Source organism: Streptomyces sp. NPDC001709 (assembly GCF_053596375.1).
The window spans coordinates 60929-87426 of record NZ_JBSFGB010000021.1 but is presented as its reverse complement, the minus strand read 5'-3'; the positions used below and the strand labels follow the sequence as shown (position 1 = coordinate 87426).

General features: G+C 72.3%; 23 protein-coding genes. 13 read left to right on the top strand and 10 right to left on the bottom strand.

All coding sequences use genetic code 11. The features are described 5' to 3' along the window. Positions 1-154: 154 nt before the first annotated feature. Entirely contained in the window at positions 155-949 is a 795-nt protein-coding gene (locus ACWC0C_RS28310; protein WP_450866738.1) for an SGNH/GDSL hydrolase family protein, read from the top strand. 18 nt (positions 950-967) lie between these two features. Here ACWC0C_RS28310 and ACWC0C_RS28305 read toward each other — a convergent pair whose 3' ends face one another. From ACWC0C_RS28305 to ACWC0C_RS28290, 4 genes are all read right to left on the bottom strand, one after another. Further along, entirely contained in the window at positions 968-2638 is a 1671-nt protein-coding gene (locus ACWC0C_RS28305; RefSeq protein ID WP_450866736.1) for a serine/threonine-protein kinase, read from the bottom strand. Between the two features lie 9 nt (positions 2639-2647). Beyond that, the gene (locus tag ACWC0C_RS28300) at positions 2648-4183 is read right to left on the bottom strand and encodes an urease accessory protein UreH domain-containing protein (RefSeq protein ID WP_450866734.1); all 1536 of its coding nucleotides are present in this window, start codon (positions 4181-4183) and stop codon (positions 2648-2650) included. Then, positions 4180-5889 (bottom strand): tetratricopeptide repeat protein, encoded by a 1710-nt coding sequence (locus tag ACWC0C_RS28295; protein ID WP_450866840.1) that lies wholly within the window; start codon positions 5887-5889, stop codon positions 4180-4182. Before ACWC0C_RS28295 ends, ACWC0C_RS28300 begins: the two co-directional genes overlap by 4 nt. Positions 5890-6192: 303 nt before the next feature. Further along, on the bottom strand, positions 6193-7752 hold the full coding sequence (locus ACWC0C_RS28290; protein ID WP_450866732.1) for a DUF4331 domain-containing protein: 1560 nt from the start codon (positions 7750-7752) through the stop codon (positions 6193-6195). Positions 7753-7962: 210 nt separating this feature from the next. On the opposite strand from ACWC0C_RS28290, the gene ACWC0C_RS28285 reads away from it, so the two are divergent. The 3 genes from ACWC0C_RS28285 (at position 7963) to ACWC0C_RS28275 (ending at position 9722) form a co-directional block, all read left to right on the top strand. Continuing rightward, positions 7963-8505 carry a sigma-70 family RNA polymerase sigma factor gene (locus ACWC0C_RS28285; RefSeq protein WP_449198124.1) on the top strand — a complete coding sequence of 181 codons (543 nt, stop codon included), beginning with the start codon at positions 7963-7965 and terminating at the stop codon, positions 8503-8505. Beyond that, entirely contained in the window at positions 8502-9326 is an 825-nt protein-coding gene (locus ACWC0C_RS28280) for an anti-sigma factor (RefSeq protein ID WP_450866730.1), read from the top strand. Before ACWC0C_RS28285 ends, ACWC0C_RS28280 begins: the two co-directional genes overlap by 4 nt. Positions 9327-9452: 126 nt before the next feature. Beyond that, entirely contained in the window at positions 9453-9722 is a 270-nt protein-coding gene (locus tag ACWC0C_RS28275; protein WP_228618522.1) for a hypothetical protein, read from the top strand. A 76-nt stretch (positions 9723-9798) separates the two neighbouring features. Here ACWC0C_RS28275 and ACWC0C_RS28270 read toward each other — a convergent pair whose 3' ends face one another. The 3 genes from ACWC0C_RS28270 to ACWC0C_RS28260 are packed head-to-tail and all read right to left on the bottom strand — an operon-like array spanning position 9799 to position 12792. Further along, positions 9799-10995 (bottom strand): CaiB/BaiF CoA transferase family protein, encoded by a 1197-nt coding sequence (locus ACWC0C_RS28270; protein WP_450866728.1) that lies wholly within the window; start codon positions 10993-10995, stop codon positions 9799-9801. 46 nt (positions 10996-11041) lie between these two features. Further along, complete coding sequence (locus tag ACWC0C_RS28265) at positions 11042-11827, bottom strand: ABC transporter permease (protein ID WP_449198127.1); 786 nt, start codon at positions 11825-11827, stop codon at positions 11042-11044. Further along, positions 11824-12792: an ATP-binding cassette domain-containing protein gene (locus ACWC0C_RS28260; RefSeq protein ID WP_450866726.1), complete on the bottom strand. Its 969-nt coding sequence runs from the start codon at positions 12790-12792 to the stop codon at positions 11824-11826. The genes ACWC0C_RS28265 and ACWC0C_RS28260 overlap by 4 nt, the downstream gene beginning before the upstream one ends. A gap of 63 nt (positions 12793-12855) precedes the next feature. On the opposite strand from ACWC0C_RS28260, the gene ACWC0C_RS28255 reads away from it, so the two are divergent. After that, positions 12856-13563, top strand: a complete 708-nt coding sequence (locus ACWC0C_RS28255; protein ID WP_450866725.1) for a TetR/AcrR family transcriptional regulator — start codon at positions 12856-12858, stop codon at positions 13561-13563. A 16-nt stretch (positions 13564-13579) separates the two neighbouring features. On the opposite strand, the gene ACWC0C_RS28250 is transcribed toward ACWC0C_RS28255, so the two are convergent. The 3 genes from ACWC0C_RS28250 to hmgA form a co-directional block, all read right to left on the bottom strand. Then, entirely contained in the window at positions 13580-14734 is a 1155-nt protein-coding gene (locus ACWC0C_RS28250; protein ID WP_450866838.1) for a type ISP restriction/modification enzyme, read from the bottom strand. Between the two features lie 68 nt (positions 14735-14802). Then, positions 14803-15549, bottom strand: coding sequence for a GntR family transcriptional regulator (locus ACWC0C_RS28245; RefSeq protein ID WP_449198130.1), 747 nt, complete (start codon positions 15547-15549; stop codon positions 14803-14805). Between the two features lie 45 nt (positions 15550-15594). Then, positions 15595-16941 (bottom strand): homogentisate 1,2-dioxygenase, encoded by a 1347-nt coding sequence (gene hmgA, locus ACWC0C_RS28240; protein ID WP_450866723.1) that lies wholly within the window; start codon positions 16939-16941, stop codon positions 15595-15597. 186 nt (positions 16942-17127) lie between these two features. Between hmgA and ACWC0C_RS28235 the strand changes: the two genes are divergently transcribed. The 8 genes from ACWC0C_RS28235 (at position 17128) to ACWC0C_RS28200 (ending at position 26489) form a co-directional block, all read left to right on the top strand. Then, positions 17128-17685, top strand: coding sequence for a hypothetical protein (locus tag ACWC0C_RS28235; RefSeq protein WP_449198132.1), 558 nt, complete (start codon positions 17128-17130; stop codon positions 17683-17685). A 63-nt stretch (positions 17686-17748) separates the two neighbouring features. Beyond that, positions 17749-18366 (top strand): TetR family transcriptional regulator, encoded by a 618-nt coding sequence (locus ACWC0C_RS28230; RefSeq protein ID WP_449198133.1) that lies wholly within the window; start codon positions 17749-17751, stop codon positions 18364-18366. Positions 18367-18475: 109 nt separating this feature from the next. Next, a complete protein-coding gene (locus tag ACWC0C_RS28225) occupies positions 18476-20707 on the top strand; it encodes a molybdopterin oxidoreductase family protein (RefSeq protein WP_450866720.1) in 2232 nt (743 codons plus the stop codon). 124 nt (positions 20708-20831) lie between these two features. Next, on the top strand, positions 20832-22229 hold the full coding sequence (locus tag ACWC0C_RS28220) for a CitMHS family transporter (RefSeq protein WP_450866718.1): 1398 nt from the start codon (positions 20832-20834) through the stop codon (positions 22227-22229). Between the two features lie 20 nt (positions 22230-22249). Further along, on the top strand, positions 22250-23509 hold the full coding sequence (locus ACWC0C_RS28215; RefSeq protein WP_450866717.1) for an MFS transporter: 1260 nt from the start codon (positions 22250-22252) through the stop codon (positions 23507-23509). Between the two features lie 101 nt (positions 23510-23610). Then, positions 23611-24291 carry a hypothetical protein gene (locus tag ACWC0C_RS28210; protein WP_449198137.1) on the top strand — a complete coding sequence of 227 codons (681 nt, stop codon included), beginning with the start codon at positions 23611-23613 and terminating at the stop codon, positions 24289-24291. Further along, positions 24278-24964: a class F sortase gene (locus ACWC0C_RS28205; protein ID WP_450866714.1), complete on the top strand. Its 687-nt coding sequence runs from the start codon at positions 24278-24280 to the stop codon at positions 24962-24964. The genes ACWC0C_RS28210 and ACWC0C_RS28205 overlap by 14 nt, the downstream gene beginning before the upstream one ends. Positions 24965-25100: 136 nt before the next feature. Then, positions 25101-26489 carry an aldehyde dehydrogenase family protein gene (locus ACWC0C_RS28200; RefSeq protein ID WP_450866712.1) on the top strand — a complete coding sequence of 463 codons (1389 nt, stop codon included), beginning with the start codon at positions 25101-25103 and terminating at the stop codon, positions 26487-26489. Positions 26490-26498 lie beyond the last annotated feature (9 nt).

The following is a 26498-nucleotide window of genomic DNA, read 5'->3' as shown; positions in this document are numbered from 1 at the left end:
GCCGGATGCCGGGCTTCAATGTGGCGCAGCCCATGTGGGGTCGTCAAGACGGTGGTTGTCGAACCGTCAACAGAGATCTTGGCATGGACACTTCCCGTCAACACGCGTAGTTGCTACGACAGTTATGGCAGAGATCCTGCTAAAGGGAGGTTCCATGAGACGTTCCCGACTTACCGGATTCGTGACCTCGCTCCTCCTCGCCGCCGGCCTCGGTCTCACCGGGGCCGGCAACGCGACGGCCGCCACCGGCGGCTATGTGGCACTCGGCGACTCCTACTCCTCCGGAGTCGGCGCGGGCAGCTACATCAGCTCCAGCGGCAGCTGCGACCGCAGCACGAAGGCGTACCCCTATCTGTGGAACGCCGCGCACAGCCCGTCCTCGTTCGCCTTCAACGCCTGCTCGGGTGCCACGACGGACGACGTGATGTCGGGCCAGCTCGGCTCCCTGAACTCCTCCACCTCACTGGTGTCCATCACCATCGGCGGCAACGATGCCGGCTTCTCCGACGTCATGACGACCTGTGTGATCCAGTCCGACAGCGCCTGCCTCTCCCGGATCGACACGGCCAAGGCGTACGTCGACTCCACGCTCCCCGGCAAGCTGGACACCGTCTACAACGCGATCAGCGCCAGGGCCCCGGGTGCCCGGGTGGTCGTCCTCAGCTACCCCCGCTTCTATCTGCTCGGCCAGACCTGCCTCGGCCTCTCCGACACCAAGCGGTCCGCGATCAACGGCGCGGCCGACTACATCGACGCCGCCATCCAGAAGCGTGCCCAGGCCCACGGTTTCGTCTTCGGCGACGTCCGTTCCGCGTTCGCCAGCCACGAGATCTGCTCCGGCGACTCCTGGCTGCACAGCGTGAACTGGCTCGACATCAGCGAGTCGTACCACCCCACCGCGGCCGGCCAGTCGGGGGGCTATCTGCCCGCGCTCACGAACAACGCATGACCTGACCGGGCTCGCCCGTCAGGGTGAACTCTCCGGCGATCCCGACGCCGAAGCGGAGGCCCCGCCCGACGGGGTCTCCGTCGCCGTGGCCGTCGCCGTACACCCCACCGTGAACGGGACGGCGTTCGACGTGGTCCGCACCGGACCGCGGACCTTCACGCTGATCCGGTCCTCGGTGGTCCCGCCGCCGGAATACACCGTGAGCGTCACCCGCACGTCCCGGGTCTTCCCGCCACCGTCCGGGAAGGACAGCGTCCGCCAGCCGGGATCCGACACCGACCCGCGCGTCGTCACCCACCGGTACTCCACCTGTGCGGGCAGCCGCTCCACCGTGAACGTCGCCGTGAAGGCGGGCGTCTGCGCGACCGGCGGCGGACAGGTCCCGGAGTACGTCGTGTGGGCGCCGGTCAGGCCGACATGGACCGACTGCGCCGGCGGTGCGCTCGACGACGGGCTGCTGCCCGCTGTCGACGGCGTCCCGGTGTCCGAATCCGTGCTGTTGCGCGCGGTCGGCGTCCGCGCGGCGCCGCTCGCCCGGCCGCCACCCTCGTTTCCCCGGCCGCCGCCGTTGTCGCGGTTCAGCAGCGCGTACGTCAGTCCCGCCACCGCCAGGGCGACCGCGAGCAGGCCCGCCACCAGCACCACCACCGCACCGCGGCCGCGCCGCGGCGCCCCGGCCGCCGTGGTGGCGGAGGAAGGTCCCGGTGGGGTCGGGGCCGGCTCCCCGTACGGGGAGGGCTCCCGGTACCGGGGCGCGGTCGGCGGCGCGGTGTACGGCGGCACCGGCAGCGCGGCCGTGCGGGGGGTGCCGCCCCCGGAAGGGGCACCCCCGGCCGCGACGATCCGCAGCTCCCGTTCCGCCCGCTCGGCGTCCAGCCGCTCGGCGGGGTCCTTGCGCAGCAGCCCCGCGATGACCGGGGCGAGCGGCCCGGCCCGGTGCGGCGGCGGAAACTCCTCGTCCACCACGGCACGCAGGGTGCTCAGCGGGGTGTCGTACCGGAACGGCGAGACGCCCTCCACGGCCGCGTACAGCAGCACCCCGAGCGACCACAGGTCCGACTCCGGACCCGGCGTCCGCCCCAACGCCCGCTCCGGGGCGAGGAATTCGGGCGAGCCGATCACCTCGCCGGTCATGGTCAGCGCCGAGCTGCCCTCGACCGAGGCGATCCCGAAGTCGGTCAGCACCACCCGCCCGTCGTTCGCGAGCAGGACATTGGCCGGCTTCACATCCCGGTGCAGCACCCCGACGGCGTGCGCGGCGCGCAGCGCGGACAGCACCTCGGCACCGATGTGCGCGGCCCGCTGCGGCGACAGCGGACCCTCCGCCTCCACCTGGTCGGCGAGCGACAGCCCGCGGACCAGCTCCATCACGATCCAGGGCCGGCCGCCCTCCACGGCCACGTCGTACACCGTGACCACATTGCGGTTGGCGACCCGCGCCGCCGCCCACGCCTCCCGCTCCAGGCGCGCGTACATCCGCTCGATGTCGGAAGCCGGCAGCCCGGCCGGGGCCCGTACCTCCTTGACGGCCACCTCGCGGTGCAGCACCTCGTCCCGGGCGCGCCACACGGTGCCCATGCCGCCCTCGCCCAGCGGGGACAGCAGACGGTAGCGGCCCGCGATCAGCTGTTCGCGGCCCGGCTCTTCGGACACGGGCGCCCCCCAGGGGAAGTCACGTGATTTCTCCATAAACGTAGCTCAGCCGAGCGCGGATACGGCCCCCTTGAGCACCAATCCGGCACCCAGAGCCATCACGACCAACGCGGACACGAGCGGCACGGACCGGCGCACCAGCGCGGTCACCGGATGCGTGGTCCAGCGCGGACGCCGTTCCAGCGCGCGGTTGACCCCCGAGCCCAGGCGGACCACGGCGAACCCGGCAGCCGTGAGCGTCAGCGCCAGCCCGGCACCGTAGGCCACGACGAGGAGCAGCCCGAACCAGGCCTTCCCGAGCGCGGCGGCACCGACGAGTACGACCACGGCGGAGGGGCTGGGCACGAGCCCACCGGCGAACCCGAGCAGGATCGTGCCGCGGAGGGTGGGGGCGGTGGGGTGGGTATGGGTGTGCCCTCCGTGGGTGTGGGTGTGTCCGCCGTGCGTATGGGCGTGTCCTCCATGGGCGTGGGTGTGGGCGTGGGTGTGGGCGTGGTCGGAGTGGGGGTGACTGTGGGTGTGGTCCCCATGGGTGTGCTCTCCATGCTGGGCGGCGTGATGGTGGCGGGCGGACCACACCCTTCGTACGAGGTTGGCGCCCGCCGCGAGGACCAGCGCGCCGCCGGCGATGCCCAGCCAGGCGATCACCGAGGGCGTGGCGGCGGAGCCGGCCGTGACGAGCAGGCCCAGGGCGACCACGCCGAGGGTGTGGGTCACGGTGACCGAGGCGGCCAGCGGCAGCACGTCCCGCGGCCGGGCCCTGCCCCCGCGCGCCGCCGCTGCCGCGGCCATCAGGGTCTTGCCGTGGCCCGGCGCGAGGGCGTGCAGCGCGCCGAGGACGACCGCGATGAGCAGCGCGAGCGCGGCGAAGCCGACGGTGAGGTGGTGACGGGCCACGAGGCCGTCCAGCGCGCGGGTCCAGCGGTCGGCGCCGCGCGGCAGGACGGCGGCCCCCGGGTCCGCCTGCCGCTCCTCGGCGAGGGCCGGTCCGCCGGGGCGCACACGCAGGGAGGCGGCCGTGGTGTCCGCCGGGGAGGACAGCAAGTCCTTCGGGTACGTGGTCAGTTCGTGCGAGACCGATGTCTTCGGTACGTCCGTCGAGGTGAGCGTCATACGGTCGCCGCGCGCGGTGATCTCCCGCCAGCCGGGCCCGCCGGTGCCGCCGGCGCTGTGGAAGCCGACGGTCACGGCGGCGCCGCGGGGGAGCGGGGCGGTCAGCCGGCACTCCACGCGAAGGGTGTGCAGCCCGGCCTGGCCGGGACGCAGCCGAGCCGTGCCGCCGACGGCGGTCAGCGTGGCCGTACGGCCGTCGACCGTGAGCCTGCTGCCCTCGGCGGCCCGTGCGCACCGCTGCCGGGCCCACTCGGTCGTGCCCAGCCGTTTCAGGTCGGGCCCCGCCTGGGTGGCCGGGATCTCGGCGAGGTCCTCCACGTGGTCGACGCGGAGTTGTCCGGGGGCGGCGACCAGACCGTCGTAGCGGTTGACGGTGAAGTTCCCGAGCGGGTGGGCGCTCGCCGTGCCGACGGGAAGGAGCGCCAGGGCGCCGGTGGCGAGCAGGAGGAACGCGAGACGTCGCTTCACTTCGCGGCCTCCAGCGCCTTGCGGGCCGCGGCCGCGCCGAGCGGGGAGAAGCCGGGGTTGAGGCTCAGGGCCGAGGTGAGGGAGGCACGGCCTTCCGTGCGGTGGCCCGTGGCCAGCTCGATCATGCCGCGGTGGTACAGGAAGGAGGCGTTGCGGTAACCGGTGGCGGTGGCCCGGCGGGCGTACGGCAGGGCCTCGGTGTCCCGACCGTTCACGTGCAGCGCCCAGGCCAGTGCGTCCGCGGTGTGCACGGTGTGCCGGCGGGCCCATTCCGCGCGGGCCGCGCGCAGGGCGGCCGCCTTGTCGCCGTGGTCGGCGGCGGCCAGCGCGGTGTCGAGGTCGGCGTTGACGCCGTTGGCCCGGGCGAGTGCGATCCAGGCGTCCACGAGCGCGTACTGCTGCCGCGCCCTGGCCCGGTCGCCGGCCGCGCCCCGCGTCTCGTACAGCTCGCCCAGCTCGACGAGCGGACCCGGCAGCGGGTAGCGGGACACCACCGTCTCCATCCCCTTGATCGCCGCCGCGAGGTCACCGCTCGCCGCCTGCGCCCGTGCGCGGCCCTCCAGCGCCGGCAGGTAGGTGTCGTCGGCGGCGAGGGAACGGGCGTAACGGCTGAGGGCGGTCTTGTAGTCGCCCTGGTTCCAGGCGAGTTGACCCAGCTGGGCGGACACGTATGCGATGTCGCCCGGCGAAGTGGCGCCCGCCAGCGCCTGCTGGAGCACGCGGTGCGCGGTGGCCACGTCCCCGCGCAGCTCGTGCACGTACGCGTACCGGGTGAAGACGGGCACACCCGGCTTGCGGGCGTCGGCCGTCTCGGCGGCCTTCGACGCCTCACCGTACCGGCCGAGTTCGACCAGGGCGTCGATACGGGAGGACAGCGCGCGTTCGCTGTACGGGTTCTGCCGCAGGGCCGCGTCCGCGTAGGTCAGGGCGTCCTTGAAGTCGTGCCGGGCGGCGGCGAGGGCGGCCCGGCCGGCCAGCGCCTGGTCGCTGTCCGGGGCCAGCGCGAGGGACCGCTTCAGCGCCCGCTCCGCCTGTGGGTAGCGGGCGGGGTCGCCCTTGGTCCGCGCCTGCTCGACATAGGCCAGGCCCAGCGTGGCCCAACTGCCCGAGTCCTTGGGCTGACCGCGCAGATGCGCCTGGAGGGCGGCGATACTCGCGTTCAGATCACCGCCGCCCAGGACCCCGGGGTCCACGGCACCTGAGGCGACCGGCACCGACACGGGCGCCCCGTCCGCGCCGACGGCGATCGCCCCACCGGTCAGCGCGACCGCCAACAGGACCGCACATCCGGCAAGTTGCACACCCCGCCAGCGCCGCCCCGCAGCGGCGAACCGCCGAAGGGCGACAACGCGCCGGCCGGAACCGGTTGCGCCGCTGGGCAAGGGGTCTCCGGAACCGGGCGCGACGCCGTCACCGGAGCGGGAGTCAATGGGGGAAGGATCTTCGCAACCGACCCTCATACGCCCGGCAGCGGAGGCCGAGGATTCTTCGGAGCCGGAGCCGGAGCCGGAGCCGGAGCCGGAGCCGGAGCCGGAGCCGGAGCCGGAGCCGGAGCCGGAGCCGGGGCTGAGGCTCGGGGCGTTGACTGGGCCTTCTGTTGTGCCGGAGGCCGAGGGCTCTTGGCAGTCGGCCGTCTCGTGCTCAGCGGCGGAGGGCAAGCGCGTCCCGGATCGGGGCGCGGAGGACCTCTCGGCGCCGGCAAGCATGCGCTCGGCGGTCGAAGTCGGGGCTGCGGAGCCGGAGGCGGTGGGTTCCTCGGAGCCTTCCCCCACGCACCCGGCGTCCGAGGACGAGCCCCCTCCGAGAGCATCCGGAACCGGCGTCGCGCCGTCGGCGGCGCTCAGCCTCCGCCCGGCACTCACCGTCCGACCGGCGGTCACCGTCCGCCCCTCCTTCTCGTCGTCCTGTCCGCGCGGGCCCATGCAGTCTCCTCCGGCGATCGTGTGGGAAGGCGCGGCCCGCCGTGGGGGAAGGGGATACGGGCCGCGCCGGTTTGGGGGTGGGCGGGGTCAGTAAGGGCGGCGGACGCGGCGGCGCCACCAGCCGACTGCCGTGCCGAGCAGCAGGATCCCGGCCGCACCCGAGGCCGCCGACGCGGCGATGAGGACCGTGTTGTCCGAACCGGAACCGCCGGAGGATCCGGCCGGCTGGAGGGCGTCGCCCAGCTGGCTGCGGACGTCCGTGCCCGCCGTCGTCCCCTTGGCGAGCGGGCCGCGGGAGCCCGAGGTGGGCTCGGCGACGTACGGGAAGTACTTCTCGAAGCCCTTGTCGTTCTTGTCGACCGCGTCGCCCAAGTCGTTCTTGGAGCCGACCAGTTCACCCTCGACGACCTGCAACGCCTCGTCGATCACGTCGTCGGTGAGCCGGCGCCCGTTCGGGAAGCCCGCGTTGTCGCCGTCGAGAACGCCGAGACGCTTGGGGTGCATGGCCGGCTTGATGGAGGTGTTCAACCTCAGCTCCTCCGAAGGGCGCACGTTCGGCGGCTGGTTGAGGCCCTTCACACCCTTCAGGAAGACGTCGACCAGGTCGTTGCGCGGCTCACTGGGGGCCTTGATCTTGTAGATCGACTCGATGAGCTTCGGCAGCTCCGGGTTGGTGACGTTCTTCAGGAACTGCGCGTCGTACCAGGGCTGGGAGGCGTTGAACCGGTCCTTGTCCTTCTGCGGGTTGACCACCTCGTTGACCAGCGGGTTGCCCAGGCGCGAGACCTGCGTGTAGTAGCCCTGCGCGTTGCGGCGCTGGGTGGTGGACCAGATGCCCACGATCGGCTGTCCGGCCGACTCGCGGATCAGGTCGTTCGGCACCTGAAGGGCGATGGTGTTGACGTTGTAGCCCTTCAGGGTGTCCCGGCCGACCTCGCTCAGGTTGCCGCCGTACAGCAGGTCGAAGACGCGCAGGTCCGCGAAGAACGGGTCGTCCGCCTGCCCGGCGAAGGTCGCGGCGCCGCCCGGGGTCTTGTGCACGGCCTGTGCGCGCAGCTTGCCGTAGTCCGGCATGGACGCCTTGCCGACGTCCGACGGTGCCACCGGCACGTTGTCCGCGAGCTTGGTGTCCGACACCACGTGCTGCTTCTTCAGCCGGATCAGATCGATGTCGTACGTCTGTGTGATGTTGAGGTCGGGGTCGTCCAGGCTGGTGACGGGACCGGTGTTGTAGAGGAACGTGTTCCCGTTCTTCGTGTGTGTCTTGAAGGTGTAGCGGAACACCAACTCGCCCTGCGCGTCGCCGTTGTTGTCGACGTGGATGTCGTACTGGGCGTCGTCGGCGAACGTGTAGAAGTTCGGTCCGCCCGCAGGTTCCTCGAACGGGATCCAGTTCGCCACGATCGTCGTCGTGTCCGGCTTGTCCGGGCTGACGAACGCGTACAGGTCGGTGTTGTCGTACTGCGGGGTCCCCGAGATCAGCGGCGCCTCCCGGTGGGAGGAGGCGGAGGCCGCCCCGGGGGCCAGCGCGGCGACGCCGGCGGCGCTGAGCCCTCCGGCGGCCAGCGCACCGCAGATGAGCGTGACCAGGCCCGCGCGTCCCGTGCCGCTCCTGGAGAAGGGACCTCCGGAGAAGAGAGCTGTCATGCCGTCCGTCCTCAGTGCCGACTTGCCTTTGACGGACGGGTATACGGAGCGGGCGCGCCGATCGGATTGGTCGGCGGGAGAAAAACTTTTGGGCACTTCCCTACCCGCGTTTTCGGTCCGATGATCCGTATCACTCGCGGGAGGTGTGCGTTCGTGCGGATGCGTGGAGTGCGCGGAAGGGCCGGCTGCGGCCACGGAGAGGGGGACCGCATGCAGGCGGACGAACTGCTGGTGCTCGTCGCGGGCGGCGATCAGCGGGCGTTCGAGGAACTGTACGCACTGGTGTCCGGGCCCGTGTTCGGGCTCGTACGGCGGGTGGTGCGCGACCCCGCCCAGTCCGAGGAGGTCGCCCAGGAGGTGCTGTTGGAGATGTGGCGCTCGGCCGCCCGCTACGACCCCGGCCGGGGCAGCGCGCTGTCCTGGATCCTCACCCTCGCCCACCGCCGTGCCGTCGACCGGGTGCGCAGCGCCCGCGCGGCCGGTGAGCGCGAGCAGCGGGAGGCCCTGCGTGCCGGGGAGCCCGCCTTCGACCAGGTCGCCGAGGAGGTCGAGGCCGGCATGGAGCGCGAGTGGGTGCGCCGCTGCCTGCGCCGGCTGACGGACCTGCAACGCCAGTCCGTGACCCTCGCCTACTACGACGGATACACCTACCGTGAGGTGGCCGAGCGGCTCTCGCTGCCGCTCGGCACGGTCAAGACGCGGATGCGTGACGGACTCACCCGGCTTCGCGAGTGCCTGGGAGGCGCCGTATGAGCATCCTCGGCAAGCTGCTGCGCCGCGAGGACCCGCACTCCCTCGCCGCGCCCTACGCGCTCGACGCCCTGGAGCCCGGCGAGCGGCGCCGGTTCGAGAAACACCTGCGGGGCTGCGGCCGCTGCGCAGCCGAGGTACGGGAGCTGGCCGAGGACGCGATGCGCCTCGCCTGGTCCACCGCGGCGCCCCCGCCCGCGGCCCTGCGCGAGCGGGTATTGGCCGCCGTCCGTACCACCCCGCAGGAGCAGGCCCCGGCCCAGGCGCCGGCGCGGCAGCGCACGCCCCAGCTGCCGCCGCATGTCTGGGGCACCCAGCCCCCGCCGGGACGCACCCGTACGCCTCGCACGCGCCCCCTGTTCGTGCCGTTCGCCACGGCCACCGCGGCGGCGGCCCTCGTCGTCGCCTCGCTCTTCGCCGTGCAGGCGCACCGCACTCAAGACCGGCTCGACGCGGCGCAGGCCCGGGCACGTGAGATCGCCCACGTTCTGACCGCGCCCGACGCCCGCGCCACCACCGGCAAGGACGCACAGGGCCGCGGTATCGGAGTGATCGCTTCCGCATCGGAGCGGGAGGCCGTCGTCACCCTCAGCGGATACGGAACCCCGCCCACCGGTCGCGTCCGCCAGCTCTGGCTCATGCGCCCCCGTGCGCAACCGCGCTCCCTCGGGCTCTTCGCGGGCGACACGCCCTTGGTCGCGAAGGACCTCGACACCTCCTCGACGTCACTCGCCGTAACCGTCGAGCCTGACGGCGGCTCAGCGCAGCCAACCAGCCAGCCCATTGTCCAACTCACCCTGAAATCGGTCGGATTCGGAGAGTAGCCAAAGAGGGATGGTCAACCGCCTTGCAGGGAAGGTGAATCCTGTGGCCGAGATACACGCGTGCCCCCTTGGGGCGATAGGGTTACTCTGCCCGGGCCGGGTGGACTCGTACGGGTGGGGAGTGACATGGAGCAGATAACAGTGCGCAGCAGGGCCAGGGTCCCTGCGATCACCTGCGGAAGCAGCGCGACCAGTTCGCGCCTCGACCGCCATCTGTCGGTGCTGGCGGGTCCCGCCATACCGCAGCGGGAGACGGTCGAGGCGACTTCGCTGATGCGTGAGCTGACGGCGCGTGACACCGCACAGCAGCGTAGCGACCGGGGCAGGCGGGTCAGCCGCGTCTCCCTCTTCGCACCGCTGCGCCGGCTGCGTCGCTCGCTGTTCGGCGGCCACTGAGCGGACACCGAGCGGCCTGCGAGCCGCCGCTGACCGAGCAGTCGGCCCCCTGGAGTTTTTCCGGCGTTGCCCGTGTTCAGGCCGCCACACCATCCCGGCGCATCGCTGCGATCTCGTCGTCCGTCATCCCCACGGCATGCAGCAGCGCTTCGGTGTGCTGCCCGAGCGCGGGCACATCACCCATCCGAGCCTCGTCCCCGCCCGGCAGTGTGATGGGAGGCAGCAGAGCCTTCAACGGCCCGACCGGCGAACCCACCGCACGCCACCGCTCCCGTGCCGCCAGCTGCGGATGCGCCGCCAGCTCGTGCAGATCCCGTAGCCGGGCACAGGCGATGCCCGCCCGCTCCAGCCGGGTCAGCGCCTCCTCGGCGGTCAGCGCCCCGAGCGCCCGCGCCACCAGCTCGTCCGTCTTCTCCCGGTTCGCGACTCGTGCGGCGTTCGTCGCATACTCCGGATCCATGCCCAAATCCGGGCTTCCTATGACCTGTTCGGCCAGCCGCCGCCACTCCCGGTCGTTCTGCACGGACAGCAGCACCCGCCCGCCGTCCGCCGTCGGATAGGCGTCGTACGGTGCGATGACGGCGTGCGCGAGGCCTGTGCGCGCCGGGGGCTCACCCCCATGCATCGCATGGTGCAGCGGATGCCCCAGCCACTCGGCGAGGGCCTCCAGCATCGACACCTCCACCGGCCCGCCCCGCCCGGTCGTCCCGCGCCGTACGAGAGCCGCCAGGACGCCCGAGAACGCGTACATGGCCGCCGCGATGTCCGCCGCCGGCACGCCCGCCTTCACCGGCTGCTCCGGCGTCCCGGTCACCGACACGAGCCCCGCCTCGCACTGCACGAGCATGTCGTACGCCCGCTTGTCCGCGTACGGCCCCGAGGAGCCGTACCCCGAGATGTCCACGGCGATCAGCCGCGGATGCGCCGCGCACAGCGTGGCCGCGTCAAGGCCGAGCCGGGCCGCCGCCCCGTGCGCGAGGTTCTGCACGAACACGTCCGCGTCCGCGATCAGCCGCCGTACGGCGTCCAGGCCGCGCGGGTCCTTCAGGTCCAGCGCGAGGGACTCCTTGCCGCGGTTGCACCACACGAAGTGCGAGGCGAGACCGCGGGCCGCCGTGTCGTACCCGCGCGCGAAGTCGCCGCCGTCGACCCGCTCCACCTTGATGACCCGGGCGCCCAGATCGGCGAGCTGCCGGGTCGCGAAAGGCGCGGAGACGGCCTGTTCGACGGCGACGACGGTGATGCCCGCAAGGGGCAGGGGCTGTTGGTCCATGGCCTGGATCATGCCCCTGAGCGGCGGCTTTGTCAGCAGTGCGGGATCATTCGCCGCGGCTGTACCGGCGCACGGCGAGCGGCAGGAACACCGCGACCAGGACCAGGCTCCAGGCCAGCGCCCCGGCGACCGGGTGCGCCACCGGCCAGGAGGAGTCCGGCGGGACCGGCGCGTTGCCGAAGAGGTCCCGCAGGGCGGTCGTCACGGCGCTGATCGGGTTCCACTCGGCGAGGGCACGCAGCCAGCCCGGCAGATTGTCCGTCGGGATGTAGGCGTTGGACAGCAGTGGCAGCACGAAGGAGGAGGCCCCGAGCTGCCCGGCCGCGTCCTCGCTGCGGGTGAGCAGCCCGAGGAAGATCCCGGCACAGGTGCAGGCGAACCGGAAGAGCAGCAGCAGCCCGACCGCACCGGCCGCGTCGACCGCGGACCCCTCGATGCGCCAGCCCACCGCGAGCCCGACCAGCAGCAGCGGCACGGTCCCGATGGTCGTGACGACGAGGTCGGCGACCGCCTGCCCGAGGGGTACGGCGGCCCGGCTCACCGGCATCGTGCGGAAGCGGTCCATCACGCCCCGGTGGGTGTCCGCGGCGGCCTGGAACATACCGGTCATCAGCCCGCCCGCCGCGGTCGCGACCAGCAGCCCCGGCACCAGGAAGGACCGGTACTCGCGTCCGGGCATCGCCAGCGCGCTGCCGAACACATAGCCGAAGAACAGCAGCATGTTGACGGGCATCATCTGGGTGAGGATCGCAAGGCCCGGGTTGTTGCGGACCCGGCGCAGCTGCCGTCCCGTCATCGCCAGCCCGTCGTAGGCCATCGTCGACGTGCTCATGCGGCAAGCTCCTCACGGTCGGCGCAAGCGTCGGCGCCCTCTCCGGTGAGCCGCAGAAAGACGTCGTCGAGCGTGGGCGGGCGCAGGCTCGCGTCCAGCAACGGCACCCCCGCCGCGTCGAGTTCGCGCACCAGGCGCGGCAGGGTCAGGGTCGGGTCGGTGGTGACCGCGCCGACGGCGTTGCGCTCGCGGTCGAACACCGGCTCGCTGCCGGTGAGTTGATCGAGCACGCCCGCCGCCTTCACCAGTGCGTCCGCGTTCGCGACCACGGCCTCCGCGTGCGACCCGATGAGCGCCTTGAGTTCGGCGGGCGACCCGGTGTGCGCGACCCGGCCCCGCTCCACCAGGGCGATGTCGTCCGCGAGTTGGTCGGCCTCCTCCAGGTACTGGGTGGTCAGCAGCACGGTCGTGCCGTCCGCCTTGAGGTCGCGCACGGCCTGCCAGATGCGGGTGCGGCTGGCCGGGTCGAGCCCGGTGGTCGGCTCGTCGAGGAAGAGCACGTCGGGCCGGCGGACGAGGCTCGCGGCCAGGTCCAGGCGGCGCCGCATGCCGCCGGAGTAGGTCGCGGCCTTGCGCCCGGCGGCCTCGGCGAGCCCGAAGCGCTCCAGCAGCTCCTCCGCCCGTGCGGCCGGCCCGCGCACCCGGTGCAGCCGGGCGAACAGCCGCAGGTTCTCGCGTCCGGTGAGGTCTGCGTCGACCGAGGCGTACTGCCCCGTGACCCCGATCCGGCTGCGCACCGCGGCGGCCTCCCGGACGAGATCGTGCCCGGCGATCCGCGCCGAACCGGCGTCCGGCCGCAGCAGCGTGGTCAGCAGCCGTACGGCGGTGGTCTTCCCCGCCCCGTTGGGGCCGAGGAGCCCGCAGACGGTGCCCTCGGCGACGGCCAGATCCAGCCCCCGCAGGGCGTGCACGGGGCCGAAGTGCTTCTCCAGCCCCTCACTAAGTACAGCGTACGTAGTAGCCATGCGGCAACCATAGCTCACTACGTACGCCGTACGTAACTACGATGGTGGTCGAGGTGATGATCGATGGCAGTCCGAGGGGCCGTCCCCGAAGTGATCTGGGCGCGCCCCGAGCGCACCGGCCGGGGCCCGAAACCGGCGTACACCCGCGAGGACATCGCGGCCGCCGCCGTCCGGATCGCCGACGAGCGGGGGCTCGACGCGGTGTCGATGCGGCATGTCGCGGCCGAGCTGGGCTGCGGCACGATGTCGCTGTACAACTACGTTCCCCGCAAGGAGGACCTGTACGAGCTGATGATGGACGCGGTCAGCGCGGAACACGTCCCGTGGGAGCCGAGCGGGGACTGGCGGGCCGACATGCTCCGGGTGGCCCGGGGCACGCGTGAGCTGATGCGCCGGCACCCGTGGATGCCGAGGCTGATGTCACCGGTGTACGGCTTCAGCCCGCACGCCCTGCGGTATCTGGAGCACTGCCTGGCCTGCCTGGATCCGCTGGAGGCGTCCTACGGCACGAAGCTGGAGCTGATCGCGATGCTGAACGGCATCGTGACGACGTATGTGCGCAACGAACTCGACACCGCGGAGCGGGTGCGGGCGCTTCCCTGGTCGGAGGACCAGGAGAACGCGGTGCGGATCGCCTATCTCGGGGGGCAGATCGCCTCCGGCGCGTATCCGAGGATGGCGGCGGCGTTCCAGGAGGATGCGGGGCCGATCGATCTGGAGGCGGTTTTCGAGCGGGCGTTGGGACGTGTGCTGGAGGCGTTCGGGCCGTGATGGGTCAAGAACACCGCTAGATCAGCGCGAACTGGCCCTCCGGGCCCTCCTCGTGGTGGTCCAGGACAGAGGCGGGTCGGCGGGATGCCTCCGGCGCGGGCAGAACGCCCGCTGCCCGCAGGTCGGTCGCTGTGATCGTCGACGTCACCTTCAACTCCGCTCGCAGTGGGCGCAGTTCCGCCAGCAGGGCCAGGACCGTGATCAGTTCCAGCAGCTCCGAGGTCCAGGTCTGCGGCCAAGTGGCCGGGCGAATCGCGGCGAGGGTGCCGGGTTCGACGGGTGTCGTGCGGGCGGTGAACCAGGACTCCAGGACCCGGACTCCGGCCGTCTCGTAGGCCCAGGCCTCGGGTGGGACGGGGGAGATGCGGCCCTCGTCGAGGTGGAGGGTCTCCTCGTCCTCGTCGTAGTGCAGGGTGAGGGGCCGGGCCGGCAGGGGTGCGCGGACGTAGGGGCGGCGGCCGCCGGGCAGCTTGGGGCGTTCGCCGTCGCGGCGCATCAGCCACAGCATGCGGCGGCCCAGTTCGACGCCGGCCGACCACAGGCCGGGGTCGTCGGTGAGCGGGACGGTGAGGTCGGGGGCGGTGGTCGCCAGGATCCAGGACAGGACGTCCGCCGGGGCGGGGGCACTGCCCAGCCGGTCGGCGAGGTGGGCCGTCAGCCCCGGGGCCAGGTTCGGCTCCTCGCCGCCGGGGCGGCGGTACAGGGGGCGGATGCGGCCGGTGCGGAGGGTCGGCAGCAGGGAGGTCGCCAGGAGCGGGTCCTCCCCGGCTCCCGTCTCCACCGTGAAGACCTGGTGTCCGTCCGCCACCCGCCACAGCTCCGGGCGGGCCGTGTCGATCAGCCGGTGGTCCGGGATCAGCCACTGCTCGTCGAAGGGCGCCGCGAGCACACGGACCGGTTCGGCGCAGGGCCCCTCGGCGCGGGCCAGCCGCTCGGTGCCGGTGGACTGGCCCGGCAGCTGGCTCACCGCCGAGGCGGGTGTGCGCGCGCGTGTGGGCTCGAACAGGGCCTCCCGCTCAGGCCCTTCGGCCTTCAGCAGGGTGTCCCAACGGGCCCTCAGGGAGCCGGGTTCGGGTGCCGTCGGCCAGGCGCGGCCCGTCCGCAGCGGTGCGACGGACCACGGCATGAGGTCCGCCAGCAGCGGAGCGTCGTCGTGCGTCACGCACGGCATCGTACGGCAGGGGACCGCGGCCCCGAAGGGGCGCGGGGCTGTGCTCGGCACGCGACCCAGCGCAGCGCCTACGCCTCCAGAGTGACGGTGAACGAGAACCGATCCCCCCGGTACTGGATCACGGCCACATCCAGCACCCGCCCCGCGCTGTCATACGTCACCCCCGTGTAGTGGAGGATCGGACTGAGCAGCGGCACCTGGAGCAGCCGGGCGGTCTCGGGGTCGGCGAGACGTGCCTCCACCGTGTCCGTGATCCGGCTGATGTCCGCCTTGACCACGTCCCGCAGCACCTTCGTCATCGGCCAGCGGATCAGGTCCTCCAGGTCGATGCGCGCGGCGAGTTCGGGGCGGATGTGGTTGACGGCGTGGTTCGTCGGCTCACCGGTCTTCTCGTCGCTGCGCAGCCGGTGGTACGACGCCACCTCCGCGAGGTCCGGGAAGTACTCGGCGAGGCCGGCGGGCACGGGCACGCTGCCGTGGTCCAGCAGTTCGGTCCGCATCCCGGACTGCTGGGCCACGATCGCGTCCACCGAGCCCAGCAGCCGCACGGGTGCCCCGCGCCGCGCCCCGGGCTCGATGAACGTGCCGCGCCGCCGGTGGCGGCTGATCAGCCCCTCGTCCTCCAGTTCCTTCAGCGCCTGCCGCATGGTCAGCACGCTCACGCCGTAGTGCTCCGCCAGCCGCTCCTCCGTGGGCAGCCGCAGCGGGTCCTGGGGGGAGCGGCCGAGTATCGAGGCGCGCAGCGACTGCGACACCTGGTACCACAGCGGCAGCTTGCGGTTCAGGACGATCGAATCCGGAGCGAAGGAGGTCACGCGGTTATCCGTACCTGTCGGTGAACGTCCGGCGCAACGCGGGCGTCACGCGCGGAAATGGCGTTCGAGACCCTGCCACACGTCGTCGTAGCGCTGCTGGAGGTGGTCCGCCGCGGCCGCGTGCGGGGTGAGGGTCACCGGCCAGCGAGTCTCGAACATGAACGCCAGCCCGTCGTCGATCTTCTGCGGCTTCAGCTCCGCCGCGCTCGCCCTGTCGACGGTCTCCCGGTCCGGACCGTGCGCCGACATCATGTTGTGCAGCGAGCCGCCGCCCGGCACGAAGCCTTCCGCCTTGGCGTCGTAGGCGCCCTCGATCAGGCCCATGTACTCGCTCATCACGTTCCGGTGGAAGTACGGCGGCCGGAAGGTGTCCTCGCCCACCAGCCAGCGCGGTGCGAAGACGACGAAGTCGACGCCGGCCAGGCCCGGGGTGTCCGACGGGGAGGTCAGGACCGTGAAGATGGACGGGTCCGGGTGGTCGTAGGAGATGGTGCCGATCACATTGAAACGGCGAAGGTCATAGACGTACGGCACATGGTTGCCGTGCCAGGCGACCACATCGAGCGGGGAGTGGTCGTACGTCGCCGTCCAGAGGTTGCCGCAGAACTTGTTCACCACCTCCACCGGGCCCGTCACGTCCTCGTACGCCGCGACCGGCGCCCGGAAGTCCCGGGTGTTGGCCAGGCCGTTGGCGCCGATCGGGCCGAGGTCGGGCAGCCGGAAGGGCGCCCCGTAGTTCTCGCACACATAACCCCGGGCAGAGTCATCGAGCAGCTCCACACGGAAGCGCACCCCACGCGGGATCAACGCCACATGGGCGGGCTCCACGGCGAGCCGGCCGAACTCGGTGTGCAGCAGCAGTCCGCCGCGCTCGGGGACGATGAGCAGCTCGCCGTCGGCGTCACTGAACACGCGCTCCATGGAGGCGTTGGCGTGGTACAGGTGCACGGCCACGCCCGTCCGCTGTGCCGCGTCGCCGTTGCCGCCCAGCGTCCACAGGCCCGCCAGGAAGTCCGTGCCGGCGGGCGGCTCGGGCAGCGGGTTCCAGCGCAGCCGGTTGGGGTCGGGCACGGTCTCGGCGAAGGGTGCCGTGCGGATCGCGCCGTTGTCGGTGCGGGTGAACGCGGGGTGGGCGGCCGAGGGGTGGATGCGGTAGAGCCAGGAGCGGCGGTTGTGCGCCCGCGGCTCGGTGAACGCCGCACCGCTCAGCTGCTCCGCGTACAGCCCGAGCGGTGCCCGCTGCGGAGAGTTGCGGCCCTCGGGCAGGGCGCCCGGCACCGCCTCCGAGGCGTGTTCGTTGCCGAACCCGGTGAGGTACGACAGTCCCGCGGCGGTCTTCCGCGCTCCCCCACGCTCGAATTCCCTCGCGCGGGAGGTACCCCCATCGCTCATGATCGCTCCCTTGCGCTGTCGGTGCGCGCCTGATGCGCTCCCGGATTCCTATGTATCACCGTAGGAATAGGTCCGGGGTGGGCGCAAGAGGGCCCGGTGTAGTCCCCCAGAGGGACTTCCCAGGGTGGCCAGAACCCGACTTGAGGCGGATTCGGCGGACCGGAACCTTGTTCTACTCTCCCGGGCATGCCCAGGACGTCATGGACCCGCAGAACCCTCGCCGCACTCGCGGCGTGCGTCCTGCTACCGCTCGGCGCTACGGCCTGCACCGCCGGTCACGCCCACGACGGCACGGTCTCGGCCTCGCCGGTCGGCAAGGTCCTGGGCGACACCGACGACACGGGCCGGCACCTGCGCGAGGTCGACAAGAAGAACGCGCCCGAGGTCGGGGTCGAGGTGACCCCGGACTCCGGCGGCGGCTGGGACGTCCGGCTGACCTTCCACCACTTCCGCTGCTCCGCGCCGGGTGCCAGGCCGGCGGCGGTCGGCGGGCGCGGGCTCGTGTACCTCTTCGTCGACGGCCGCCGGGTCTCCCGGCTGCGCGCCCACGGGTACCACCTGCGCGACGGCCTCGTCCCGCACGGCACCCACCACGTCACCGCGCGCCTGTACGCCGACGACGGCACGGTGTGGGCCGTGCACGGCAAGCCGGTTCAGGGCGCCGCCGACATAACGGTGTCCGGCGTGGAGGAGGGGACGGCCGGGCCTTCGACCGGCACGGGGAGCCCGGTCGCCGGGAAATGAGTGCACCGAGCACTCTTCTCCGTACCGAGGGCGAGGTTCACCGGACCGACCGTGAGAGGCATCATGAAGCCCGTGCCCCACGCGACATCCCTCCGCCGCGCACCCGTCCAGCGGCGCAGTGCAGAACGGTTGACCAGAATCCTCGACGCCTGCGCCGAACTCCTCGACGAGGTCGGCTACGACGCCCTGAGCACCCGCGCGGTCGCCCTGCGCGCCGGTGTGCCCATCGGCTCCGTCTACCGGTTCTTCGGCAACAAGCGGCAGATGGCCGACGCCCTCGCCCAGCGCAACCTGGAGCGGTACACCGAGCGTGTCACCGAGCGGCTGAAGAAGGCGGCCAAGGGTGACTGGCGGGCCGCCATGGACGCAGTCCTGGACGAGTACCTGGACATGAAACGCACCGCACCCGGCTTCTCCCTGGTCGACTTCGGCAACCAGATCCCCGTCGGCACCCGCCACGCCGAGCCCAACACCCGCGTCGCCGACCGCCTCACCAAGCTGCTCTCCGGCTATCTCGACCGCACCCCCGACGACGACCTGCGCCGCGTCTTCCTGGTCGCCGTGGAGAGCGCGGACACCCTCGTCCAGCTGGCCTTCCGCACCGACCCGGACGGGGACGAGGCGATCATCACCGAGACACGGGAGCTGCTGCGGGCGTATCTGGCGCGCGTCCTCGACTGAGTCCACACCGCCGGCCGCAGGGACTCCCCTCCATGCATACCGGTCGGTATGCTCACCCTCGAGCCGTCCGTGCTCGCCCGGCACCGCCGCCGACCCTCCGGGAGGACCCGTGTCCCGCACCGCCCTGCGAATCTGCCCCCTGTGCGAGGCCACCTGCGGGCTGACCCTCACCATCGAGGGCACCCGTGTCACCGGCGCCCGCGGAGACCGCGAGGACGTCTTCAGCGCGGGCTTCATCTGCCCCAAGGGCGCCGCCTTCGGGGCCGTCGACGCCGACCCCGACCGGCTGCGCACCCCGCTCGTGCGCCGCGACGGCGAACTGCGCGAGGCCACCTGGGAGGAGGCCTTCGACGCGGTCGCCGCCGGTCTGCGCCCGGTCGTGGAGGGCTACGGACCGAACTCCGTGGGCGTGGTCCTCGGCAACCCCAACGTGCACACCGTGGCCGGCGCCCTCTACCCGCCGGTCCTGCTCGCCGGCCTGCGCACCCGCAGCCTGTTCACCGCCTCCACGGTCGACCAGATGCCCAAGCACGTCTCCAGCGGGCTGCTCTTCGGCGACGCGAACGCCATCCCCGTACCGGACCTGGACCACACCGACCACCTGCTCCTCATCGGTGCCAACCCCCTCGAATCCAACGGCAGTCTGTGCACCGCCCCCGACTTCCCCGGCAAGCTCAAGGCGCTCAAGGCCCGCGGCGGACACCTGACCGTGGTCGACCCGCGCCGCACCCGCACCGCGAAGCTAGCCGACCGGCATCTGGCGATCCGCCCCGGCACCGACGCCCTGCTGCTCGCCGCGATGGCGCACACCCTCTTCGCGGAGGACCTGGTCGACCTCGCCCACCTCACCCCGCACGTCCAGGGCCTCGACGAACTCCACGCCGCCATGAGGGACTTCACCCCCGACGCCGTGGCCGAGGCCTGCGACATCGACGCGCGGACCATCCGCACCCTCGCCCGCGAACTCGCCGCCGCCCCCACGGCCGCCGTCTACGCGCGCATCGGCAGCTGCACCGTCCCGCACGGCACCCTGGCCAGCTGGCTGGTGGACGTCCTCAACATCCTCACCGGCAATCTGGACCGGCCCGGCGGCGCCCTCTTCCCGCAGGCCGCCACCGACCGGACGCCCCGCCCGGCGGGCCCCGGCCGCGGCTTCGGGCTCGGCCGCTGGCACTCCCGGGTGCGGCAACTCCCGGAGGCCAAGGGCGAGTTGCCGCTCTCCGCGCTCGCCGAGGAGATCGACACCGCCACCGAGGAGGGCGAGCCGGTTCGCGCGCTGATCGTCGTGGCCGCCAACCCGGTGCTGTCCGCACCCGACGGCGACCGCCTCGACAAGGCCCTGGACTCCCTGGACTTCATGGTCAGCGTCGACCCGTACCTGAACGAGACCTCGCGCCACGCCCACGTCGTGCTGCCCCCGCCCCCGCCCTCCCAGAGCCCGCACCACGACTTCGCCTTCAACACCCTCGCCGTGCGCAACCAGGTCCGCTACAGCCGCCCCGCGATCCCCCTGGAGCCCGGCCGCATGGCCGAGAGCGAGATCCTCGCCCGGCTGATCCTCGCGGCCACCGGCATGCACGGCGCCGACCCGGCCGCCGTCGACGCCATGGTCGTGGACCAGACCCTCGGCAAGGCCATACAGGAGGCGCACTCGCCGGTGTACGGCCGTGATCCGAAGGAACTCGCCGCGCGGCTCACCGGCGAGACGGGCCCCGAGCGGCGGCTGGACCTGATGCTCCGCCTCGGCCCGTACGGCGACGGCTTCGGCGTACGACCCGACGGCCTGACCCTGGCCAAGCTGCTCGACCACCCGCACGGCATCGACCTCGGCCCGCTGCGCCCGCGCCTGCCGCAGCCGCTGAAGACCCGCAGCGGCATGGTCGAGCTGCTGCCCGGGCCGATCGCCGCCGACCTGCCCCGGCTCCGCCGAGCCCTGCGTGAGCGCCCTGCGGGACTGGTCCTCGTCGGCCGCCGCCATCTGCGCTCCAACAACAGCTGGATGCACAACGTGCCCGCCCTCACCGGCGGCTCCAACCGCTGCACCCTGCACATCCACCCCGAGGACGCGGCCCGGCTCGGCGTCCGCGACGGGGCGGACGTACGCGTGAAGGGTGCCGGGGGAGAGGTGGTGGCGCCTGCCGAGGTCACCGACGCCGTACGGCCCGGGGTGGTGAGCCTCCCGCACGGCTGGGGTCACGACCGCCCCGGCACCCGCCTCGGCCACGCCGCCACCGCACCCGGAGTCAACGTCAACCAGCTCCTCGACGGCAGCCTGCTGGACCCGCTCTCGGGCAACGCTGTCCTGAACGGCATCCCCGTCCAGCTCGCCGCAAGCCTGTGACCTGGACTTTCGCGCTTAATGCTCACACGTCAACGTCTTGTTAACGCCAGTCGACGGGACCTAACGTCATCGCACCGCCGACCCCCAGGTGGGATGTTCAAGGGCGAACGTTAGGTATCCACTCATGCTGACCATCCTCGGCTTCGCCATGATCGCGACCTTCCTGGTCCTGATCATGCTGAAGAAGATGTCGCCGATCGCGGCGCTCGTACTCATACCCGCGCTCTTCTGCGTGTTCGTGGGCAAGGGCGCCCGGCTCGGCGACTATGTCATCGACGGCGTCACCGGCCTCGCGCCCACCGCGGCGATGCTCATGTTCGCGATCGTCTACTTCGGCGTGATGATCGACGTCGGCCTCTTCGACCCGGTCGTGCGGGGCATCCTCAGGTTCTGCAAGGCCGATCCGCTGCGCATCGTCGTCGGTACGGCGGTCCTCGCCGCGATCGTCTCCCTGGACGGCGACGGCTCCACCACCTTCATGATCACCGTCTCGGCGATGTACCCGCTGTACAAGCGCCTGAAGATGTCCCTGGTCGTGATGACCGGTGTGGCCGCCATGGCCAACGGCGTGATGAACACGCTGCCGTGGGGTGGCCCGACCGCTCGTGCCGCGACCGCGCTGAAGGTCGACGCAAGCGACATCTTCGTGCCGATGATCCCGGCGCTGGGCGTCGGCCTGCTGTTCGTGTTCTCCCTCGCCTACGTCCTCGGCCGCCGCGAGCGGGGGCGGCTCGGCGTGCTCACGCTGGACGAGGTGCTGGTGGAGGAGACCGCCACGGCGAAGGAGACGGTCCTCGTGGGAGCCGGCTCCGGTAAGTCCCCGGTACGCACCGGCGGTTCGGGCCCCGGTCTGCCCGAGCGCCCGGACGGCGACGAGGCCTTCCAGGGCCTCGACCCCCACCGCGAGACCCTGCGCCCCAGGCTGTACTGGTTCAACGCGCTGCTCACGGTCGCCCTGCTCACCGCCATGATCATGGAGTGGCTGCCGATCCCGGTGCTGTTCCTGCTCGGTGCGGCGCTCGCCCTGACCGTCAACTTCCCGCACATGCCGGACCAGAAGGCCCGGATCGCCGCCCACGCCGAGAACGTCCTGAACGTCTCCGGCATGGTCTTCGCCGCCGCCGTCTTCACCGGCGTCCTCCAGGGCACCGGCATGGTCGATCACATGGCCAAGTGGCTGGTCGGCAACATCCCCGCCGGCATGGGCCCGCACATGGCCCTCGTCACCGGTGTGCTGAGCATCCCGCTCACGTACTTCATGTCCAACGACGGCTTCTACTTCGGCATCCTGCCGGTGCTCGCCGAGGCGGGCCACGCGCACGGCGTCTCCTCCCTCGAGATCGCCCGCGCCTCGATCATCGGCCAGCCCCTGCACATGTCCAGCCCGCTCGTCCCCGCCGTGTACGTCCTGGTCGGCATGGCCAAGGTGGAGTTCGGTGACCACACCCGGTTCGTGGTCAAGTGGGCGGCCCTGACGTCCCTGGTGGTCCTCGGGGCAGGGATTCTCTTCGGCATCATCTGAATCCCAGGGAGGGATCTTCCATGGCGCCCGGTGGGAACCGCGGCTGGCTGCTCCGTCTCGTCCTCGCCTTCGGCTTCGCGCAGGGGGCGGTGTCGATGGCCCGGCCCGCCGTCTCCTACCGGGCGCTCGCCTTGGGCGCCGACGAACGTGCCGTGGGCGTCATCGCCGGTGTCTACGCCCTGCTCCCGCTGTTCGCCGCCGTACCGCTCGGCCGGCGCACCGACCACGGCCGCTGCGCGCCCCTGCTCCCGGCGGGCGTGGTCCTGATCTCCGGCGGCTGTGTGCTGAGCGGACTGGTGCACTCCCTGTGGGCAATGGCCCTGTGGAGCGGGGTGATGGGCCTCGGCCACCTCTGCTTCGTCATCGGCGCCCAGTCGCTGGTCGCCCGCCGGTCCGCGCCGCACGAACAGGACCGCAACTTCGGCCACTTCACCATCGGCGCCTCCCTCGGCCAGCTCATCGGACCCGTGGCCGCGGGCGCGCTCATCGGCGGCCCCGACATGGCCCGCAGCAGCGCGCTCGCCCTGGTGGTGGCGGGCGCCGGCGCGGCGGTCGCCTTCACCTCGCTGTGGCGTATCGAGGACCGTACGGCCGTCAACTCCCGTACCCCGCACGGCGATCGCGTGCCGGTGGGCCGCATCCTGCGCGCCCGGGGCGTCCCGGCGGGCATGCTCATCAGCCTCTCCGTGCTGTCCGCCACCGACATCCTCACCGCCTACCTCCCGGTGGTCGGCGAGCACCGGGGCATCGCCCCCTCGGTCATCGGCGTCCTGCTCAGCCTCCGCGCGGGCGCCACGATCGCCTGCCGGCTGGTGCTCACCCCGCTGCTCCGGCTGCTCGGCCGGCCCGCGCTGCTCACCCTGACCTGCTTCCTGGCGGCGGTGCTGTGCGCGGGGGTCGCGCTGCCGGTGCCGGTGTGGGCGCTGGCGGCGATGCTCACCGCCCTCGGCTTCTGCCTGGGAGTGGGCCAGCCGCTGTCGATGACGACGGTGGTGCAGGCGGCGCCCGACGAGGCCCGCTCCACGGCGCTCGCGCTGCGCCTGACCGGCAACCGGCTGGGCCAGGTCGCCGCCCCGGCCGCGGCGGGCCTGGTCGCCGGCCTGGCGGGGGTCGCGGCGCCGTTCGTGATGCTGGGGGCGTTGTTGCTGCTGTCGTCGGCGGTGGGATTGCGCTCACCGGGGTGGCCCGAGGGGGCCGGACGGGTGGCGGGGAAGCGGGCGAGGGAGCGGGCGAGGGAGCGGGCGAGGCGCTCGGGATTGCGCCGCACGAGCGATCTCTGACGGCGCGCCGGGCCTTGCTACCGCGGGTCGAGGCGTCCATCGCGCAGAGTCCAGGCGAAAGAACGATTTGTATGAAAATCGTCTGACTCGGAGGAACGCGCATGCCCACCCAGACCTCACCACGTGCCTTCCGCTCCCGTGCAGGCGCCACTGTCGTCCTCACCGTCCTCGCCGCGGTGGGCACGTCGTGGGTGGCTGCGCCGAACGCGGCTGCCCAAGGGGAAAACGGCGACATCAGGGTGCACAGCGTGGGCGTGCCCTACGGTGCGTCGAGGGATGAACCGGTGGTCTGCAAGTTCTACCTCGACGCCGTCAACTTCGACATCCTGCCCGTTATCCCCTACATCATCCAGGCGCAGCCCCCGCTGCCCAGTGCCGCCACCGTCACCGGCGTCATCCAGCTCGCCGGCGGCGCCGGACACACGGACGTGATCGGCCTGACGGACGGGCAGTACAAGCTCACCTGGGTCGCGGTGGGTGCCGTCAAGGAGAAGCTCTTCCGCGTCAACTGCCACGACCACCACGACGACCACCACGACGACCCGCACGGTCCGAACGGGCAGATCGAGGACCACGACCACCACCAGCAGGACGGTCCGGGCTGGGGCGGGAGGGACCACAACGATCCGCCGCGGGGCGGGGTGCACGCGGGCGGGGGCGGCCTCATCGACACGGCCGCCGCGTACACGCCGGTGGCCGCCGCGGGTGCCGTGGGCCTGAGCGCGGTCGGCGGTGTCATGTATCTCCGGCGCAGCCGCCGACGGCCTCATGGCGCCGCGTAGGCGCAGACGCAGGCCCTGGTACCGGACCCGCGCCTACCGCCTCACCAGGACGGCCCTGCTGGTGACCGTCCTGGTGACGGTGGCGCACCGGTGCGGGAGCTGGTACGCCGGGCTCGGCCGGGCGGGCGACCCGGACGTGGTGGCGGCCGCCCACGGGCCGGATGCGACCGGGGAGAAATCCTGTGAGCCCCCTCCCGGGCCCCCGCCCCGCCCGCTGTCCCGGTCCCGGCCGACGTCCTTCCGTATCCCCTCGCTGGGCATCGACGCCCCGATCGCCGCCCTCCGGCTCGACAAGGGACGGCAGCTGGAGACCCCGCCCGTGGACAAGCCCAAGCTGGTCGGCTGGTACGAGGGCGGCCCCACACCGGGCGAATCCGGCACCGCGATCGCCGTCGGCCACCGGGACACCCGGACCGGCCCGGCCGTCTTCGCCGGGCTCGCCCAGGTCGAACCCTGCAAGCTCATCGAGGTCGGGCGCGCCGACGGCCACGCCGCCTTCTACACCGTGGACCGGATGAAGGTCTACGACAAGGCGAGCTTCCCGGACAAGGAGGTCTACGCCCCGGCCGGGCGGCCGGAGCTGCGCGTGCTGACCTGCGGCGGCCTCTACAGCCGGCGGACGGGCTACACCAGCAACGTGGTGGTCTTCGCCCATCTGACCGCGACCAAGTGATGGCGACCCTCTTTCCCGACCTGGACGAGTGGGCGCCGACCGCCCCGGCGATGATGTCCTGGGTACGTCTGGCGCCAAAAAACTAACGCCGCTAGTTTGTGTGCCGGACGACGCGGACCCGCCGGGAGGAAGCAGCATGAAGGCACACGACGGCCTGTACATCGACGGCACCTGGCGCCCCGCCGCGAGCGCGGACGTCATCGAGGTCGTGAACCCGGCCGACGAGCAGGTCATCGCCCGGGTCCCGGCGGGCGGCGCCCTGGACGTCGACACCGCCGTACGCGCCGCGCGGGCCGCCCTGCCCGCCTGGGCGGCCACGCCCCCGGCCGAGCGCGGCTCCCGCCTCGCCGCCCTCCGGGACGTCCTCGAGGCCCGCAAGGACGAGATCGCCGAGACGGTCACCGCGGAGCTGGGCTCCCCCCTGAAGTTCTCCCAGGCCGTGCACGCGGCCGTGCCGATCGCGGTCGCCGGCTCCTACGCCGAACTGGCCGCGGCCCACCCCTTCGAGGAGACGGTCGGCAACTCCACCGTCCTGCACGAGCCCGTCGGCGTGGTCGGCGCGATCACACCCTGGAACTACCCGCTGCACCAGATCGTCGCCAAGGTCGCCCCGGCGCTCGCCGCCGGCTGCACGGTCGTCCTCAAGCCCGCCGAGGACACCCCGCTCACCGCCCAGCTGTTCGCCGAGGCCGTCCACGAGGCGGGCGTGCCGGACGGTGTGTTCAACCTGGTCACCGGCCTCGGCCCGATCGCCGGCCAGGCCCTCGCCGAGCATCCGGGCGTGGACCTGGTCTCCTTCACCGGCTCCACGGCGGTCGGCCGGCAGATCGGCGCCGTGGCGGGCGCCGCCGTCAAGAAGGTGGCCCTCGAACTCGGCGGCAAGTCCGCCAACGTCATCCTGCCGAGCGCCGACCTCGCCCGCGCCGTCAACGTCGGCGTCGCCAACGTGATGTCCAACTCCGGCCAGACGTGCAGCGCCTGGACCCGCATGCTGGTCCACCGCGACCAGTACGACGAGGCCGTCGAGCTGGCCCGGGAGGCGGCCGCCAGGTACGGCGACCGCATCGGGCCCCTGGTCAGCGCCAAGCAGCAGGCACGGGTGCGCGGTTACATCGAGACGGGCATCGCCGAGGGCGCCCGCCTGGTGGCCGGCGGACCCGAATCCCCGCACGAGAAGGGCTGCTTCGTCAGCCCGACGGTCTTCGCGGACGTGACCCCGGACATGACCATCGCCCAGGAGGAGATCTTCGGCCCGGTCCTGTCGATTCTGAAGTACGACGACGAGGAGGAGGCCCTGCGCATCGCCAACGGCACGGTCTACGGCCTCGCGGGCGCCGTCTGGGCGGGCGACGAGGCCGAGGCCGTCGCCTTCGCCCGCCGCATGGACACCGGCCAGGTGGACATCAACGGCGGCCGGTTCAACCCCCTCGCCCCCTTCGGCGGCTACAAGCAGTCCGGAGTCGGCCGGGAACTCGGCGCGCACGGACTCACCGAGTACCTCCAGACCAAGTCCCTCCAGTTCTAAGGAAGTTCG

Excerpts from the sequence above, each read along its gene's own strand:
- ACWC0C_RS28295 (WP_450866840.1), bottom strand. The coding sequence starts at position 5,889 with ATGCTTGCCGGCGCCGAGAGGTCCTCCGCGCCCCGATCCGGGACGCGC.
- ACWC0C_RS28205 (WP_450866714.1), top strand. The coding sequence starts at position 24,278 with ATGGCGCCGCGTAGGCGCAGACGCAGGCCCTGGTACCGGACCCGCGCC.
- ACWC0C_RS28285 (WP_449198124.1), top strand. The coding sequence starts at position 7,963 with ATGCAGGCGGACGAACTGCTGGTGCTCGTCGCGGGCGGCGATCAGCGG.
- ACWC0C_RS28255 (WP_450866725.1), top strand. The coding sequence starts at position 12,856 with ATGGCAGTCCGAGGGGCCGTCCCCGAAGTGATCTGGGCGCGCCCCGAG.
- ACWC0C_RS28250 (WP_450866838.1), bottom strand. The coding sequence starts at position 14,734 with ATGCCGTGCGTGACGCACGACGACGCTCCGCTGCTGGCGGACCTCATG.
- ACWC0C_RS28305 (WP_450866736.1), bottom strand. The coding sequence starts at position 2,638 with ATGGAGAAATCACGTGACTTCCCCTGGGGGGCGCCCGTGTCCGAAGAG.
- hmgA (WP_450866723.1), bottom strand. The coding sequence starts at position 16,941 with ATGAGCGATGGGGGTACCTCCCGCGCGAGGGAATTCGAGCGTGGGGGA.
- ACWC0C_RS28310 (WP_450866738.1), top strand. The coding sequence starts at position 155 with ATGAGACGTTCCCGACTTACCGGATTCGTGACCTCGCTCCTCCTCGCC.
- ACWC0C_RS28290 (WP_450866732.1), bottom strand. The coding sequence starts at position 7,752 with ATGACAGCTCTCTTCTCCGGAGGTCCCTTCTCCAGGAGCGGCACGGGA.
- ACWC0C_RS28215 (WP_450866717.1), top strand. The coding sequence starts at position 22,250 with ATGGCGCCCGGTGGGAACCGCGGCTGGCTGCTCCGTCTCGTCCTCGCC.
- ACWC0C_RS28265 (WP_449198127.1), bottom strand. The coding sequence starts at position 11,827 with ATGAGCACGTCGACGATGGCCTACGACGGGCTGGCGATGACGGGACGG.
- ACWC0C_RS28280 (WP_450866730.1), top strand. The coding sequence starts at position 8,502 with ATGAGCATCCTCGGCAAGCTGCTGCGCCGCGAGGACCCGCACTCCCTC.
- ACWC0C_RS28270 (WP_450866728.1), bottom strand. The coding sequence starts at position 10,995 with ATGGACCAACAGCCCCTGCCCCTTGCGGGCATCACCGTCGTCGCCGTC.
- ACWC0C_RS28275 (WP_228618522.1), top strand. The coding sequence starts at position 9,453 with ATGGAGCAGATAACAGTGCGCAGCAGGGCCAGGGTCCCTGCGATCACC.
- ACWC0C_RS28235 (WP_449198132.1), top strand. The coding sequence starts at position 17,128 with ATGCCCAGGACGTCATGGACCCGCAGAACCCTCGCCGCACTCGCGGCG.
- ACWC0C_RS28230 (WP_449198133.1), top strand. The coding sequence starts at position 17,749 with ATGAAGCCCGTGCCCCACGCGACATCCCTCCGCCGCGCACCCGTCCAG.
- ACWC0C_RS28210 (WP_449198137.1), top strand. The coding sequence starts at position 23,611 with ATGCCCACCCAGACCTCACCACGTGCCTTCCGCTCCCGTGCAGGCGCC.
- ACWC0C_RS28200 (WP_450866712.1), top strand. The coding sequence starts at position 25,101 with ATGAAGGCACACGACGGCCTGTACATCGACGGCACCTGGCGCCCCGCC.
- ACWC0C_RS28220 (WP_450866718.1), top strand. The coding sequence starts at position 20,832 with ATGCTGACCATCCTCGGCTTCGCCATGATCGCGACCTTCCTGGTCCTG.
- ACWC0C_RS28260 (WP_450866726.1), bottom strand. The coding sequence starts at position 12,792 with ATGGCTACTACGTACGCTGTACTTAGTGAGGGGCTGGAGAAGCACTTC.